This is a genomic window from Pseudomonas moraviensis (assembly GCF_900105805.1).
GTDB lineage: Bacteria > Pseudomonadota > Gammaproteobacteria > Pseudomonadales > Pseudomonadaceae > Aquipseudomonas > Aquipseudomonas moraviensis_A.
Genome location: NZ_LT629788.1, coordinates 3,445,021 through 3,459,592, shown reverse-complemented (window position 1 = coordinate 3,459,592; position 14,572 = coordinate 3,445,021). Strand labels below are relative to the sequence as shown.

Annotated in this window: 14 protein-coding genes; 9 read left to right on the top strand and 5 right to left on the bottom strand. The window is 60.2% G+C overall.

All coding sequences use genetic code 11. The features are described from left to right. The 3 genes from BLU71_RS15420 (at position 1) to BLU71_RS15410 (ending at position 3,670) form a co-directional block, all read left to right on the top strand. Entirely contained in the window at positions 1–1,161 is a 1,161-nt protein-coding gene (locus BLU71_RS15420; RefSeq protein ID WP_064364972.1) for an ABC transporter ATP-binding protein, read from the top strand. Positions 1,162–1,352: 191 nt separating this feature from the next. Next, positions 1,353–2,702 (top strand): carbohydrate porin, encoded by a 1,350-nt coding sequence (locus BLU71_RS15415; protein ID WP_042607260.1) that lies wholly within the window; start codon positions 1,353–1,355, stop codon positions 2,700–2,702. 113 nt (positions 2,703–2,815) lie between these two features. Beyond that, a complete protein-coding gene (locus BLU71_RS15410) occupies positions 2,816–3,670 on the top strand; it encodes a D-hexose-6-phosphate mutarotase (RefSeq protein WP_064364970.1) in 855 nt (284 codons plus the stop codon). A gap of 208 nt (positions 3,671–3,878) precedes the next feature. Here the strand turns inward: BLU71_RS15410 and BLU71_RS15405 are convergent, their stop codons facing one another. After that, positions 3,879–4,739, bottom strand: a complete 861-nt coding sequence (locus tag BLU71_RS15405) for a MurR/RpiR family transcriptional regulator (RefSeq protein WP_169842436.1) — start codon at positions 4,737–4,739, stop codon at positions 3,879–3,881. 226 nt (positions 4,740–4,965) lie between these two features. On the opposite strand from BLU71_RS15405, the gene zwf reads away from it, so the two are divergent. The 4 genes from zwf to BLU71_RS15385 all read left to right on the top strand — a co-directional run bounded on the left by zwf (position 4,966) and on the right by BLU71_RS15385 (position 8,568). Continuing rightward, positions 4,966–6,432, top strand: coding sequence for a glucose-6-phosphate dehydrogenase (gene zwf / locus BLU71_RS15400; protein ID WP_083353426.1), 1,467 nt, complete (start codon positions 4,966–4,968; stop codon positions 6,430–6,432). Next, a complete protein-coding gene (gene pgl / locus BLU71_RS15395) occupies positions 6,419–7,132 on the top strand; it encodes a 6-phosphogluconolactonase (protein WP_083353425.1) in 714 nt (237 codons plus the stop codon). The genes zwf and pgl overlap by 14 nt, the downstream gene beginning before the upstream one ends. Positions 7,133–7,149: 17 nt before the next feature. Beyond that, positions 7,150–7,815: a bifunctional 4-hydroxy-2-oxoglutarate aldolase/2-dehydro-3-deoxy-phosphogluconate aldolase gene (locus BLU71_RS15390; protein WP_016773539.1), complete on the top strand. Its 666-nt coding sequence runs from the start codon at positions 7,150–7,152 to the stop codon at positions 7,813–7,815. Positions 7,816–7,986: 171 nt separating this feature from the next. Next, positions 7,987–8,568 carry a hypothetical protein gene (locus BLU71_RS15385; protein ID WP_064364967.1) on the top strand — a complete coding sequence of 194 codons (582 nt, stop codon included), beginning with the start codon at positions 7,987–7,989 and terminating at the stop codon, positions 8,566–8,568. On the opposite strand, the gene BLU71_RS15380 is transcribed toward BLU71_RS15385, so the two are convergent. Beyond that, complete coding sequence (locus BLU71_RS15380; RefSeq protein WP_042607399.1) at positions 8,565–9,746, bottom strand: aminotransferase class V-fold PLP-dependent enzyme; 1,182 nt, start codon at positions 9,744–9,746, stop codon at positions 8,565–8,567. The two genes, BLU71_RS15385 and BLU71_RS15380, sit on opposite strands and share 4 nt — an antisense overlap. A gap of 30 nt (positions 9,747–9,776) precedes the next feature. Continuing rightward, positions 9,777–10,013: a DUF3820 family protein gene (locus tag BLU71_RS15375; protein ID WP_003227425.1), complete on the bottom strand. Its 237-nt coding sequence runs from the start codon at positions 10,011–10,013 to the stop codon at positions 9,777–9,779. Positions 10,014–10,219: 206 nt separating this feature from the next. On the opposite strand from BLU71_RS15375, the gene BLU71_RS15370 reads away from it, so the two are divergent. Next, on the top strand, positions 10,220–10,687 hold the full coding sequence (locus tag BLU71_RS15370; RefSeq protein WP_042607255.1) for a PA2169 family four-helix-bundle protein: 468 nt from the start codon (positions 10,220–10,222) through the stop codon (positions 10,685–10,687). Between the two features lie 264 nt (positions 10,688–10,951). Here the strand turns inward: BLU71_RS15370 and BLU71_RS15365 are convergent, their stop codons facing one another. Together BLU71_RS15365 and BLU71_RS15360 are read right to left on the bottom strand one after the other, a co-directional pair. Beyond that, a complete protein-coding gene (locus BLU71_RS15365) occupies positions 10,952–11,422 on the bottom strand; it encodes a MaoC family dehydratase (RefSeq protein ID WP_003227420.1) in 471 nt (156 codons plus the stop codon). A 42-nt stretch (positions 11,423–11,464) separates the two neighbouring features. Then, positions 11,465–12,409, bottom strand: a complete 945-nt coding sequence (locus tag BLU71_RS15360) for an alpha/beta hydrolase (RefSeq protein WP_064364965.1) — start codon at positions 12,407–12,409, stop codon at positions 11,465–11,467. 225 nt (positions 12,410–12,634) lie between these two features. Here BLU71_RS15360 and fadD2 point away from each other — a divergent pair, with 225 nt between their 5' ends. Next, complete coding sequence (fadD2, locus tag BLU71_RS15355; protein ID WP_065616743.1) at positions 12,635–14,323, top strand: long-chain-fatty-acid--CoA ligase FadD2; 1,689 nt, start codon at positions 12,635–12,637, stop codon at positions 14,321–14,323. The last annotated feature ends 249 nt before the right edge of the window (positions 14,324–14,572 follow it).

Sequence of the window (14,572 nt, the reverse complement as noted above, 5' to 3'; positions counted from 1 at the left end):
ATGGCTACGCTTGAACTTCGCAACGTAAACAAGACCTACGGGGCCGGCCTGCCGGACACCCTGAAGAACATCGAACTGTCGATCAAGGACGGTGAATTCCTGATCCTCGTCGGCCCGTCGGGCTGCGGTAAATCGACCTTGATGAACTGCATCGCCGGCCTCGAAACCATCACTGGCGGCGCGATCATGATCGGTGATCAGGACGTCAGCGGCATGAGCCCCAAGGATCGCGACATCGCCATGGTGTTCCAGTCCTACGCGCTGTACCCGACCATGAGCGTGCGCGAGAACATCGAGTTCGGCCTGAAAATTCGCAAGATGCCGCAGGCCGCGATCGACGAAGAAGTCGCCCGCGTGGCCAAGCTGCTGCAGATCGAACACCTGCTCAATCGCAAGCCGGGCCAGCTCTCCGGTGGTCAGCAACAGCGCGTGGCGATGGGTCGTGCGCTGGCGCGGCGGCCGAAGATCTACCTGTTCGACGAACCGCTGTCCAACCTCGACGCCAAGCTGCGCGTCGAGATGCGTACCGAAATGAAACTGATGCACCAGCGCCTGAAAACCACCACGGTCTACGTGACCCACGACCAGATCGAAGCGATGACCCTGGGCGACAAAGTCGCGGTGATGAAGGACGGCATCATTCAGCAGTTCGGCACGCCGAAAGACATCTATAACGACCCGGCGAACCTGTTCGTCGCCAGCTTCATCGGTTCGCCGCCGATGAACTTCATCCCCCTGCGTCTGCAGCGCAAGGACGGTCGTCTGCTGGCGCTGCTCGACAGCGGTCAGGCGCGTTGTGAATTGCCGATGAGCATGCAGGACGCCGGGCTTGAAGACCGCGAAGTGATCCTCGGCCTGCGCCCGGAGCAGATTGTGCTGGCGAACGGCGAGGGCAATGGCCTGCCAAGCATCCGCGCGGAAGTGCAGGTCACGGAACCGACCGGGCCGGACACCCTGGTGTTCGTCAACCTGAATGACACCAAGGTCTGCTGCCGACTGGCACCGGACGTGGCTCCGCAGGTGGGCGAAAGCCTGACGCTGCAATTCGATCCATCAAAAGTGTTGTTGTTCGACGCCAATACCGGCGAGCGTCTGGGCACTGCCGGTCAACCACAGACCGATGCGCGGTCTGCGAACGTCGCCCAATTCAAAGGGCGCTGAAAAACAATGTAGGAGTGAGCCTGCTCGCGATGACGGTGTATCAGTCGACAGAGATGTTGAGTGTCAAACCGTTATCGCGAGCAGGCTCACTCCTACAAGGAGCACGCGGTGCCCGGCCTGTCGAGCACTGCAATTTATGTAAACCGCGTTAGATAAAAACAGTTAATAACAATAAAGACGAGGATGTAGGGATGAAAAAGAAACACGTCAATGCCCGGTTGATCTGCCAGGTTTCAGCGGCAGCTGCACTGGTGCTGGCCGGTAATGCAATGGCGGCGGATGCGTTCAGCTCCGACTCCAAATGGATGACCGGCGACTGGGGCGGTGAGCGCACCAAGCTGATCGAGCAGGGTATCGACATCAAGGCCGACTACGTTGGCGAGATGGGCGCCAACCTGCACGGCGGTTATGACGACGACAAGACCGGCCGCTACAGCGACCAGTTCGGCCTCGGCGTGGCCCTCGACCTGCAGAAACTGTGGGGCTGGGACAACACGCAAGCGAAGATCCAGCTGACCAACCGTAACGGCTACAACATCTCCAACGACCGCGTTGGCGATCCGCGTGCCGGCACCCTCAGCTCCTCGCAGGAAGTCTACGGCCGTGGCCACATGGTGCGTCTGACCCAACTGTGGATTCAGCACCAGTTCTTCGACAACAAGCTCGACGTCAAGGCCGGTTACTTCGGCGAAGGCGAAGACTTCAACACCTTCCCGTGCGACTTCCAGAACCTCGCATTCTGCGGTTCGCAAGTGGGTAACTGGGCGACCAACATCTGGTACAACTGGCCAGTCAGCCAGGCCGCGATCCGTGTGAAGTACAACATCAACGACGAGCTCTACGCGCAAATCGGTGCGTACAACCAGAACCCGTCGCAGCTGGAACACGGCAACGGCTTCAAGCTCAGCGGCAGCGGCACCAAGGGTACCGTGCTGCCGGTTGAATTGGTCTGGTCGCCGAAGGTCAACAGCCTGCCGGGCGAATACCGCGTCGGTTACTACAAGAGCACGGCCGATGCCGATGACGTTCGCGAAGACGTCAACGGTTTCGACGCGGCAACCACTGGTGACGAGTACAAGTCGCACAGCAGCAAACACGGCTACTGGTTCGTCGCGCAACAACAACTCACCAGCCACAACGGTGACGCGACTCGCGGTCTGAACATCGCTGCCAACGCGACCTTCCATGACAAGGACACCAACTTCATCGACAACTACCAGTCGGTGATGTTTGTCTACAAAGGCCCGTTCGATGCGCGTCCGAAGGATGACATCGGTATCGGCGCGGCGCGTATCCACGTCAACAAGGACGTCAAGCGCAACGCTGAACTGCTGAACGCCTCCAACGGTGTGTCCGACTACGACAACGCCGCGTTCTCGCCGATTCGTGAGACCGAATACAACTACGAGCTGAACTACGGTTTCCACGTCACCAACTGGCTGACCGTGCGTCCCAACCTGCAATACATCACCCATCCGGGCGGTGTGGATGAAGTCGATAACGCTTTGGTCGCTGGCCTGAAAATTCAGTCAACGTTCTGACGCGTCTGCGATAAGCTCCTCTCTATGTGCGCATTTTGCGGACAGCCCAGGCTGTCCGCTTTTTTTTGGAGGGTTCGCGCCGCCCATGAAAGTTGAATTCGGAACCGTAGCCAATGCCTGAGCATCCGCTGCAACGCTTCTTCAAATCCCTGCGCGAGCGACCGGTGTTCGCCTGGGAGCGCTATCAGATGCGCGACGTGTTGGTGATCGATCATCCGCTGTGTCAGGCGGTGTTCAGTCGTCAGGGCGCGCAGTTGCTGCACTTTCAGCCGCGTGGACAGAAGCCGTGGTTGTGGTGTGCGGCGAAGTGGCCGCATGTCGGCGCGATTCGCGGTGGCGTGCCGGTGTGCTGGCCCTGGTATGGCCGTCATCCGAGCGAAAACGCCTGGCCATCGCATGGTTGGGCGCGACTGCTCGACTGGAAACTGCTCGACAGCAGCAGCGCCGAGGATGGCGTGCGCCTGCACTGGCAATTGCAGCTGTGCGATTGGCAGGTCGACCTGCACGCGCATCTGGGTGAGCGCATGGAATTACGCCTGAGCACCGAGCATCAGGACGACATGCCGTGCCAGTTGAGCCAGGCTTTGCACGCTTACTGGCGTATTGGCGATGTCGGTGAGATAGCGCTGTCTGGCCTCGAAGGCGCACAGGGTTATGACCAGTTGAGCCGCCAGTCTTGCCAACAGGAAGGCGAGTTGCGGGTGGATGGCGGGTGTCAGCGGGTGTTCCAGCATGACGGCGAATTGCAGCTGAAAGATCACGCCTGGCAGCGTGAGTTGTGCATTGATACCGGTGACAGCGCGGACACGGTGGTCTGGCATCCCGGGGCACGGCCGTTGTTGGGCGTGACGTGGGATGAGATTTCCGAGTTTGTCTGTGTGGAAGCGGCGGCGGGCGGGACGGACAGTCTGCATCTGGCGCCGGGGGAGAAGGCGCATTTGAGTTTGCAGGCGTGGGCGGCGGCTTGAGTACGTCAGTTGGAGCGCGGGCCCTCACCCTAGCCCTCTCCCAGAGGGAGAGGGGACCGAATGGGGGATATTCAGGAGATCCACCGACCTGAACGAAGGTCGGTGAATCCATAATCGACTCGGTCATTCAGGTCGATGTATAGCGCAAGACACCTCGATCGGCCCCCTCTCCCTCCGGGAGAGGGCTGGGGTGAGGGGCTTTTGATCTTTAGTTGAATTCATCCCCAACCGGATACCGGCTTGCATTCAAGCTCTCTTTGATCTTGCGCAGATGCGGCTGGAAATCCACCCCGCGACGCAAGGTCATCCCGGTCGCCAACACATCCAGCACGGTCAACTGAATGATCCGCGAGGTCATCGGCATATAGATGTCGGTGTCTTCCGGCAGCGGAATGTTCAGGCTCAGCGTACTCGCCTTGGCCAGCGGCGAATTCTCCGCCGTCAGGCCCAGCACGGACGCGCCGTTCTCCCGGGCGATCCGCGCCACTTCCACCAGCTCGCGCGTCCGCCCGGTGTAGGAAATGATCACGAACAGCTCACCGGTGTGCGCCACCGAGGCGATCATCCGCTGCATCAGCACGTCGGCATGCGCAGTCACCGCAAGGTTGAAGCGGAAGAACTTGTGCTGCGCATCCAGCGCCACCGGTGCCGAAGCACCGAGGCCGAAAAAGTGGATCTGCCGGGCCTGGATCAACAGGTCGACGGCGCGGCTGATCAGGTTCGGGTCCAGCGCCTGACAAGCGCTGTCCAGCGAGGCGATGGCGCTGCCGAAAATCTTCTGTGTGTAGGCTTCGGGATTGTCGTCAGCCTCGACCGCGCGGCTGACATACGCCGCGCCACTGGCCAGGCTCTGGGCCAATTGCAGCTTGAGTTCGGGATAACCGCTGACGCCGAACGAACGGCAGAAACGGTTGACCGTCGGTTCGCTCACCGAGGCGGCCTGGGCGAGGGCGGCGATGCTGAAGCGGGTGGCCTGCTGCGGATTGAGCAGGATCACCTCGGCGACCTTGCGTTCAGCCTTGTTCAGCTCTTCAAGGCGACTCTGGATCTGTTCCAGTAAATTTCGCACGCGGTCCATATGGAATTCCTGATTCACCAACGCAGAGTTGCGTCGGGCTATGCAAATTGGGCCTTTGATATGGCCCGGGACGGTGGCCTATCCTACTGATGCGTCCGGGCGACCACCACTCGGATTGTGCATTGTGGGAAAATGTTGTGGTTATTACTACATTTTCCCTTGAGTGATGCCTTGAAAAAAGGTATTTGTAGCTTAACTTGATAAAAGAACAAACATCATGCCTTCCATTACGGTTGAACCGTGCACCTTTGCCTTGTTCGGCGCGCTGGGCGATCTGGCCCTGCGCAAGCTGTTTCCTGCCCTTTATCACCTTGACGGTGCCGACCTGCTGCACGAGGACACGCGCATCATCGCGCTGGCCCGTGAGCCCGGCAGCGAGCAGCAGCACATGGCGTTCATCGCCGCCGAATTGCGCCGTTACGTCGGCAAAGAGCTGAACGAAACCGTGGCCGAGCGCTTCCTCGCGCGCCTGACCTACCTGCACGTCGACTTCCTCAAGGCCGAAGACTACGTGGCACTGGCCGAACTGGCCGGCAACAGTCAGCGCATGATCGCCTACTTCGCCACGCCGGCGGCGGTGTACGGCGCGATCTGCGAGAACCTGGAAAAAGTCGGTCTGGCCGAGAACACCCGCGTGGTCCTGGAAAAGCCGATCGGCTCTGACCTGGAATCGTCGCGCAGGGTCAACGACGCGGTGGCGCAGTTCTTCCCGGAAGACCGCACGTACCGCATCGACCACTATCTGGGCAAGGAAACCGTTCAAAACCTGATCGCCCTGCGGTTCGCCAACAGCCTGTTCGAAACCCAGTGGAACCAGAATTACATCTCCCACGTGGAAATCACCGTGGCCGAGAAGGTCGGCATCGAAGGCCGCTGGGGCTATTTCGACAAGGCCGGCCAGCTGCGCGACATGATCCAGAATCACCTGCTGCAGTTGCTCTGCCTGATTGCCATGGATCCGCCGGCCGACCTGTCCGCCGACAGCATCCGTGACGAGAAAGTAAAGGTGCTGAAGGCGCTGGCGCCGATCAGCCCGGAAGGCCTGACTACACAAGTGGTGCGCGGCCAGTACATCGCTGGCCACAGCGAGGGGAAATCCGTTCCGGGTTACCTCGAAGAACCGAATTCCAACACCCAGAGCGACACTGAAACCTTCGTCGCTCTGCGTGCCGACATCCGCAACTGGCGCTGGGCCGGCGTGCCGTTCTATTTGCGCACCGGCAAGCGCATGCCGCAAAAGCTGTCGCAGATCGTCATCCATTTCAAGGAGCCGTCGCACTACATCTTCGCCCCGGAGCAGCGCCTGCAGATCAGCAACAAACTGATCATCCGCCTGCAACCGGACGAAGGCATTTCCTTGCGGGTGATGACCAAAGAGCAGGGCCTGGACAAGGGCATGCAACTGCGCAGCGGGCCGCTGCAACTGAATTTCTCCGACACTTGGCGTAGCGCGCGAATCCCCGATGCCTACGAGCGGTTGTTGCTGGAAGTGATGAACGGCAATCAGAACCTGTTTGTCCGTAAAGATGAAATCGAAGCCGCGTGGAAGTGGTGTGACCAGTTGATCGCTGGGTGGAAAAAATCCGGTGACGCGCCCAAGCCGTATGCGGCCGGGTCGTGGGGGCCGATGAGTTCCATTGCATTGATCACGCGGGACGGGAGGTCGTGGTATGGCGATATCTGATGTGCAACTGCCGACGGGCGTGACTGCCCGCGAATTCAACAGCCCGGTGTTGCTGGCCGAAGGCCTGGCACTGAACGTTGCCCAGCAATTGAGCGAGGCCATTGCGGCTCGCGGCAACGCGGTGCTGGTGGTGTCCGGCGGGCGCAGCCCGGTGGCGTTTTTCCAGCATCTGGCCAAACAGGAACTGGACTGGTCGAAAGTCGTTGTGACCCTGGCCGACGAACGTTGGGTGCCGGTCGAACACGCCGACAGCAATGCCGGTCTGCTCAAGCAGTACTTGCTCAAAGGCCCGGCAGCCAAGGCGCAGTTCCTCAGCCTCTACAGCGCTGCGGCGAATGTCGAGCAGGCTGCGGAACAGGCCGACCGTCTGCTCGCCGAGTTGCCGCCGATCGACGTGTTGGTGCTCGGCATGGGCGATGACGGTCACACCGCGTCGCTGTTCCCCGACAGCCCGAACCTCGTCGAAGCCCTGCAAGCCGATGGCACGCGCCGTTGCTGGCCGATGCTGGCGCCAAGCGTGCCGCGTCAGCGCCTGACCATGAGCCGTGCGCTGCTGGCTTCGGCCAAACGCAAGATTCTGTCGATTTCCGGTCAATCGAAACTGACCACCCTGAATGCCGCGCTGGCATCCGATGACGTCGCGGCCATGCCGGTGCGCGCGTTTCTGCAACCTACGTTAGAGATTTACTGGTGCCCATGAGCCAAGGAACAGCCGCTATGACAACCCCATCCCCGACCGTTTCCATGGCGGACAAAGTTGCCCTGATCGACAGTCTCTGCGCCAAGGCGCGGATCCTGCCGGTGATCACCATCGCCCGCGAACAGGACGTGCTGCCGCTGGCCGACGCCCTCGCCGCCGGTGGCCTGACCGCGCTGGAAGTGACCCTGCGTTCGCAGTTCGGCCTCAAAGCGATCCAGATCCTGCGCGAACAGCGCCCGGAACTGATGACCGGTGCTGGCACCGTGCTCGACCGCAACATGCTCGCGGCGGCGGAAGCGGCAGGCTCGCAATTCATCGTCACCCCGGGCATCACCCGCGACCTGCTCGAAGCCAGTGTCGACAGCCCGATCCCGCTGTTGCCGGGCATCAGCAACGCCTCGGGGATCATGGAAGGCTACGGCCTGGGGTATCGCCGCTTCAAGCTGTTCCCGGCGGAAGTCAGCGGTGGCGTAGCGGCAATCAAGGCCCTTGGCGGTCCGTTTGGCGAAGTGAAATTCTGCCCGACTGGCGGCGTCGGCCCGGCCAATATCAAGAGCTACATGGCGCTGAAAAACGTCATGTGCGTGGGCGGTAGCTGGATGCTTGATCCGGAGTGGATCAAGAACGGCGACTGGGCCCGCATTCAGGAATGCACCGCCGAAGCTCTGGCGCTGCTGGACTGATCGTTACCCGACACTTCGTTGTGTGCTTTACGGCTTTATGGTGCGCTTGGTCGGCGCACCTTTTTTTTTGCGCTGAAACAACCGCCGGTACATGCCGCGATACATAGTTACCGCACGCTGGCTGTTTCACGGGGTTAACCTGCGTTCATCTTATGGAAGAGAGAACGCCTCATGGACGACCTTCAGTCTCTGACCCTTACGCCACAATCCCTTTATCAACCGAAGCTGGCCACCCATGGCCGCCCCGATGGCCGAGCAGCCGAACCCCAGGTGCGCAATATCAGCAAGGGGGTCGAAGGCCTGCCGCTGATCCTGCGTCTGTTGCTGGTCGATGTGATGACCGGCGAGCCGGTTACCGGCGCGCTGGTGCGCATTCGGCAGCGTGTCGATAGCCACACCAGCCTCTGCGGCAGCCAATTGACCGACAGCCAGGGCATCGTCCGTTTCACCAGCATCTACCCGGATCGCCCGGCGCTTGGCACATCTTGCCTTTCCCTGAACGTATACATCCCCAGCGACGACAAAAGCGCCCAGGCTCACCACGAAGCCTGGGCCGGCACCTTGCACCTGCCCGGCTGCTGCGACTGTGAAGTGCCCGCCGAGGAAGCCTTGCGGTTGGTGTTGCAGCCGATCGCCGGCACGGATCTCGACGACGGTGCCTTCGCCTGCCAGACGCTCGGCATCGACACCTTCGCCGTATCGTCGCAGCTTGGCCTTGAAGGCTACGAAAAAAATTCCGCTGTGCCGTTCTAGCGCAGCTGGTTCAGCGCCCCTACCAGTTGCTCCATTTCGCCAGCCGTGGTGGTCAGCCCCGGTGTAACGCGGATGCACGGCCCGCATGCGGCGCCGGTGCGCACCACGGTGAACAGGTTGAACTCGTTGAGCAGGCGCTCAACCATGACCTGTTGATCGGCATGACGAGTGAAGCGCAGCGAGGTGATCCCGCAATACAGTTGCGGATCATCCGGCGTCAGCACCTCAATGCCCGGCAGGTCCCGCACTGCGCTGACCCAGAGATTGCGCAGGTAATTCAGGCGTGCGCTTTTGGCTGCGGCACCGCCGAGGGCGTTGTGCTCTTCGAACACCAGCGGCAGGGTCATCAGCGCCGGGATGTTTGGCGTGCTGTACGAGGTGCGCGCGCGAATGTCGGTGACCGGATAATGCATCTCGCCCATGTCCGGATCGATGTCGGCCAGACGCTGCGGGGCAACATAAATGAAGCCGAGGGTCAGCGGCGCGCCGATCCACTTGTGCAGGTTGTAGCCGGCGAAAGCGATGCCCAATGCTTGCAGATCGAATTCGATCTGGCCGAGGGCGTGGGCACCGTCGAGGATAATGTCGACCCCATGCTCTTTGGCCAGCGCGGCGATAGCCTGCACCGGCATGACCAGACCAGTGCGGTGGGTGACGTGAGTAAGGGCCATCAGTTTGAGTTTCGGATGGCGGATGAACGCCTCGCGGTAGCTTTCCAGCAGGCTTTCGAAGCTGGCCGGATGGCGGTGGGCAATTTCGATGACCTCGACCCCGCGGTGTTTCGCCAGCCAGCGCATGGCGCCTTTGACCGTGTCGTAGTCGAGGTCGCAGATCAGTACCTGATCGCCCGGCTGCAGGCGATTGTAATTGCGGATCAGCGATTGCAGGCCTTCGGTGGCGTTACGCGTCAGGGCCACGCTTTGCGCGCGTACGCCAATCAGTTCGGCCAGTTGCGCGCGGATCTCGAGGTTGTCGTGCTGTTCAAAGCGCTGGCGCACGTAAACCGAGTTGCTGGTGTTGATCAGCTCGATGTTGCGCTGGTATTCCTCGATCACCGTACGCGACAGGCGCCCGAAGTAACCGTTCTCCAGATTGACCGGGCCGGGCTGCACATCGTATCGGTCGGCAAAGGTTTGCCAGAAAGCTTCGTCACGGGCTCGGCGGGTGTTGTCAGGCATGGTCGGCACGGCTCAAGAGAGGAGGGCGCTTCAGTGGCGCGGGGCGGGTTTGCCATGTTTGGCGCGTAGCGGCTCAAGCAGGTCGGACAGGCCGTTGTGGTCGATCTCCTGCATTAGCGCGAGCAGACCACCGAGTTCGCCGTGGGGAAAGCCTTCACGGGCGAACCAGTTCAGGTAGGGGCCGGGCAGGTCGGCAATGATTCGGCCCTTGTACTTGCCGAAAGGCATCTCGCGGGTGATCAGCAGTTCGAGTTTTTCCGGATTCATCAGCGCGCTTCATCGGTTTTCAGGTCAGTCTGGAAAATACAGGCATTCTGCATGCAGGCCAAATGACAGATCATGCAAAAAACCAGCATACAGATGGTTCAATCTTTTATAAGTCACTGAAAAACAAGGTTTTATTCTCAATAAGCAAACTGGCACGCACACTGCAATATCCCTTGCATCTTCAACCAACCGCAAGGAATTGGAAAATGACTGACGTAAACAAAGAATCCATCTCGGTACTCAATGACCTGATCGAAACCTCCAAGGACGGTCAGGAAGGTTTCAAGACTTGCGCCGAAGACATCAAGCACCCAGAGCTGAAAAGCCTGTTTGTGACTCGCGCAGCTGATTGCGCCGCTGCCGCAGCTGAGCTGCAAGCGGCCGTTCGTTCGCTGGGCGGCGATCCGGAAACTTCCACCAGCGTCAGCGGTGACCTGCACCGTCGCTGGGTCGACGTGAAAGCCATGTTCACCGGCAAAGACGAAGAGGCTGTGCTGAACGAAGCCGAGCGCGGTGAAGACCATGCCCTGAAGGCTTACAAGGAAGCGCTGGAAAAAATCACCAAGCACAATCTGGTGGGTATTCGTGACCTGGTTGAGCGTCAGTACCACGGCGTACAACGCAACCACGACCAGGTGAAAGCCCTGCGTAACCAGGCTCGTGCCAACTCGTAAGAGTTAGTCGGCTACAAAAAACGCCAGCTAGTCTGGCGTTTTTTTGTGCCCGCAGGAAAAGCCCCTCACCCTAGCCCTCTCCCGGAGGGAGAGGGGACTGACCGAGGTGTCTTTCGCTAAACATCGACCGAATGATCGAGTCGATTGAGGATTTGAAAAACACTCAAACCTGCTCCCTTTCCCCCTCGCCCCCTTGGGGGCGGTCCGACGTTTCGGGAGGGCTGGGGTGAGGGGGAAAGGCTCTACCTGACACCCTACAATCCATCAGCCAATACTGATCGCCGGCAATGTCGGCAAAGTCACCGTCTGCTGCTTGCGCGGCGCGAGAATCTCCGCCTCGCCATCCACCACAAGCTCATCACGCTGATTGAATACGCGAGTGGCAATGCGCACGCGAAATTTCGGCAGTTTCTCGAGAATCTCCAGACGCACCGTCAGCGTGTCGCCGATCTTTACCGGTTTCTGAAAGCTCATCTGCTGACCGATATAAATAGTGCCCGGCCCAGGCAGTTCGCAAGCGACCGCGGCGCTGATCAGCGCACCGCTGAACATACCGTGGGCAATGCGTTCCTTAAACATGCTCGCGGCGGCAAACTCGGCGTCCAGGTGCACCGGGTTGTGGTCGCCCGACATCGCGGCGAACAGCTGGATGTCGCGCTCTTCGACAGTCTTGCTGTAGCTGGCGGTCTGGCCGACTTCGAGGGCTTCGTAAGGGATGTTGGTAACCTGGGTCATCGGTTTCGATTCCTGTGACGGATTCAGTGAATCCACAAAAAATTATTCGCTGCGCTGCGGGCGCGGATGGCTCAGGGCCTGATCGATCCAGGCGAGCACATCGGCGGTCACTTCGTCGCGATTGCTTTCATTGAACAATTCGTGCCGGGCCTGCGGGTAGATCTTCAGTTGCAGGTGCTGGCTGCCGGCCCTGCGCAAGGCGTTGGCCAGATCAGTCAGACGCTTGCCTTCGCTCACCGGATCACATTCGCCGCCAATCACCAGCAGCGGCAGGCCCGGATCGATTTGCGCGAGATTGGACGCTTTGCTGATTTGCTGCAAGCCGCCGAGCAGGTCGATCCAGAACTGATTGGTACAGCGAAAGCCACACAACGGGTCGGCGGCGTATTTGTCGACCTCGGCCGGATCGCGGCTCAGCCAGTCGAAACGGGTGCGCAGCGGTTTGAATTTATTGTTGAACGAGCCGAACGACAGCCACTCGATCAACGCGCTGCGGCCCTTGCCGCCCTGACGCAGTTTTTCCAGCCGGGCAATCTGCCGGGCGACGCGATACAGGGCCACTGGCTGGAAATTCGATCCGCTGAGAATCGCCCCGTGCAGACTGGCGCTGTGGTGTAGCAGATAGGCCTGGGCCAGGTAACTGCCCATGCTGTGCCCGAGCAGAATGATCGGCACGCCGGGGTGTTGCTGGCCGATGTGCTGGTTGAGGCTGGCCAGATCGCCAACGACCTTGCACCAGCCATCGTCATCGGCGAAATGGCCGAGGGTGCCGTTGTCGGCGGTGCGGCCATGGCCGCGCAGATCCGGTGCGTAGACGCCATAGTCTTTGTCGCAAAACGTGTCGGCGAGGCGGGCGTAGCGAGCGCTGTGCTCGGCCATGCCATGGGCGACGAGAATCACCGCTTTCAAGGGCGTGGCCGGCAGCCAGCGGTTGACGTACAGGCGGCTGCGGTCACTCGCGTCCAGCCAGAAGGTGTCGTGGGTCATGGCGATTCCTTTGCTCAGCATCGCCACAGTGTATAGCGCGTCTGATCAGCCCACGCCACGGCAGGAAGATTCACGGGATCAATGAGGGCTTGCGTCATATTTGCCTCAATGGCCATAGCTGCTAGTGTCCGTGAAGCTCCGCTTTGTGCTTTTCGCCTTCCATGGACGAAGCAGAAACGACAGAAAGCGGCTCCCGGATCGGCTCAGGTAAAGAGGACAAGAACAATGCAACCTGATTTCTGGAATGACAAACGCCCGGCCGGCGTACCGCTGGACATCGACATGGGCGAGTTCAAGTCGGTCATCGAAGTGTTTGAGCGTTCCTGCAAGAAGTTCGCTGACCGCCCCGCGTTCAGCAGCATGGGCATCACCCTGACCTACGCCGAGCTCGAGCGCCAGAGCTCGGCGTTTGCCGGTTATCTGCAGGCCCATACCGATCTGGTGCCGGGAGACCGCATCGCGGTGCAGATGCCCAACGTCCTGCATTATCCGATTGCCGTGTTCGGCGCGCTGCGCGCCGGGCTGATCGTGGTCAACACCAACCCGCTCTACACGCCGCGCGAGATGCGCCATCAATTCAAGGATTCCGGTGCGCGTGCGCTGGTCTACCTGAATCTGTTCGGGCAGAAAGTCCAGGAAGTGCTGCCCGACACCGATATCCAATACCTGATCGAAGCGAAGATGGGCGACCTGATGCCCGCCGCCAAGGGCTGGCTGGTCAATACCGTGGTCAGCAAGGTGAAAAAACTGGTTCCCGAGTATTCGCTGCCGCAGGCGATCTCCTTCAAAAGCGCGCTGCGCATGGGTCGTGGCCTGGGTATCAAACCGCTGAGCGTCGGCCTCGAGGACATCGCCGTGCTGCAATACACCGGCGGCACCACCGGCCTGGCGAAAGGCGCGATGCTCACCCACGGCAATCTCGTGGCGAACATGCAGCAAGTGCGCGCCTGTCTGGCCCAGCTCGGCCCGGACGGTCAGCCGCTGTTGCGCGAGGGCCAGGAGGTGATGATCGCGCCGCTGCCGCTGTACCACATCTATGCCTTCACGGCGAATTGCATGTGCATGATGGTGTCGGGCAACCACAACGTGCTGATCTCCAATCCGCGCGACATCGCCGGCTTCATCAAGGAGTTGAAGAACTGGCGCTTCTCTGCGCTATTGGGTTTGAACACCTTGTTCGTCGCGCTGATGGATCACCCTGACTTCAAGACCCTGGATTTCTCCAGTCTGAAGCTGACCAACTCCGGCGGCACCGCGCTGGTCAAAGCCACCGCCGAGCGCTGGGAGCAGATGACCGGTTGCCGTATCACCGAAGGCTACGGCCTGACCGAAACCTCGCCGGTGGCCTGCACTAACCCTTACGGCGACCAATCGCGCTTGGGCACGGTGGGCCTGCCGGTGCCGGGTACGCTGGTGAAAATCATCAACGATGACGGCGTTGAGCAGCCGCTGGGCGAGCGCGGTGAGCTGTGCATCAAAGGCCCGCAGATCATGAAGGGCTACTGGAACAAACCCGAGGCCACCGCCGAAGTGCTCGATGCCGAAGGCTGGTTCAAGTCCGGCGACATCGCCGTGATCGACCCGGACGGTTTCGTGCGTATCGTTGATCGCAAGAAGGACATGATCATCGTCTCCGGCTTCAACGTGTATCCGAACGAAATCGAAGACGTGGTCATGGCCCACCCGAAAGTCGCCAACTGCGCGGTGATCGGCGTGCCGGACGAGCGTTCGGGGGAGGCGGTGAAGCTGTTTGTCGTGGCGCGGGAAACCGGTGTCAGTCTTGAAGAGCTGAAGGCCTACTGCAAAGAGAATTTCACCGCCTACAAAGTGCCGAAACACATCGTGCTGCGTGAGTCGTTGCCGATGACGCCTGTAGGGAAAATTCTGCGGCGCGAGTTGCGGGATATCGCATAAAGGTCACAAGCGAAAAGATCGCAGCCTTCGGCAGCTCCTACATTTGGAATGCGTTCCCTTTGTAGGAGCTGCCGAAGGCTGCGATCTTTTGCTTTTACACCCCCTGACTATGGGGCTTTTACGGTTTAATAGGATTTTTGCTCTAAAATGACCGCTGACAAGTCTTGAGTCGTCAATGTGACTGTAGGGCCCACGTTTGGCTCTGGTCGGCCCTCGGCAAAGCTGCTACTCTCGGCGCGCTTTGTGACT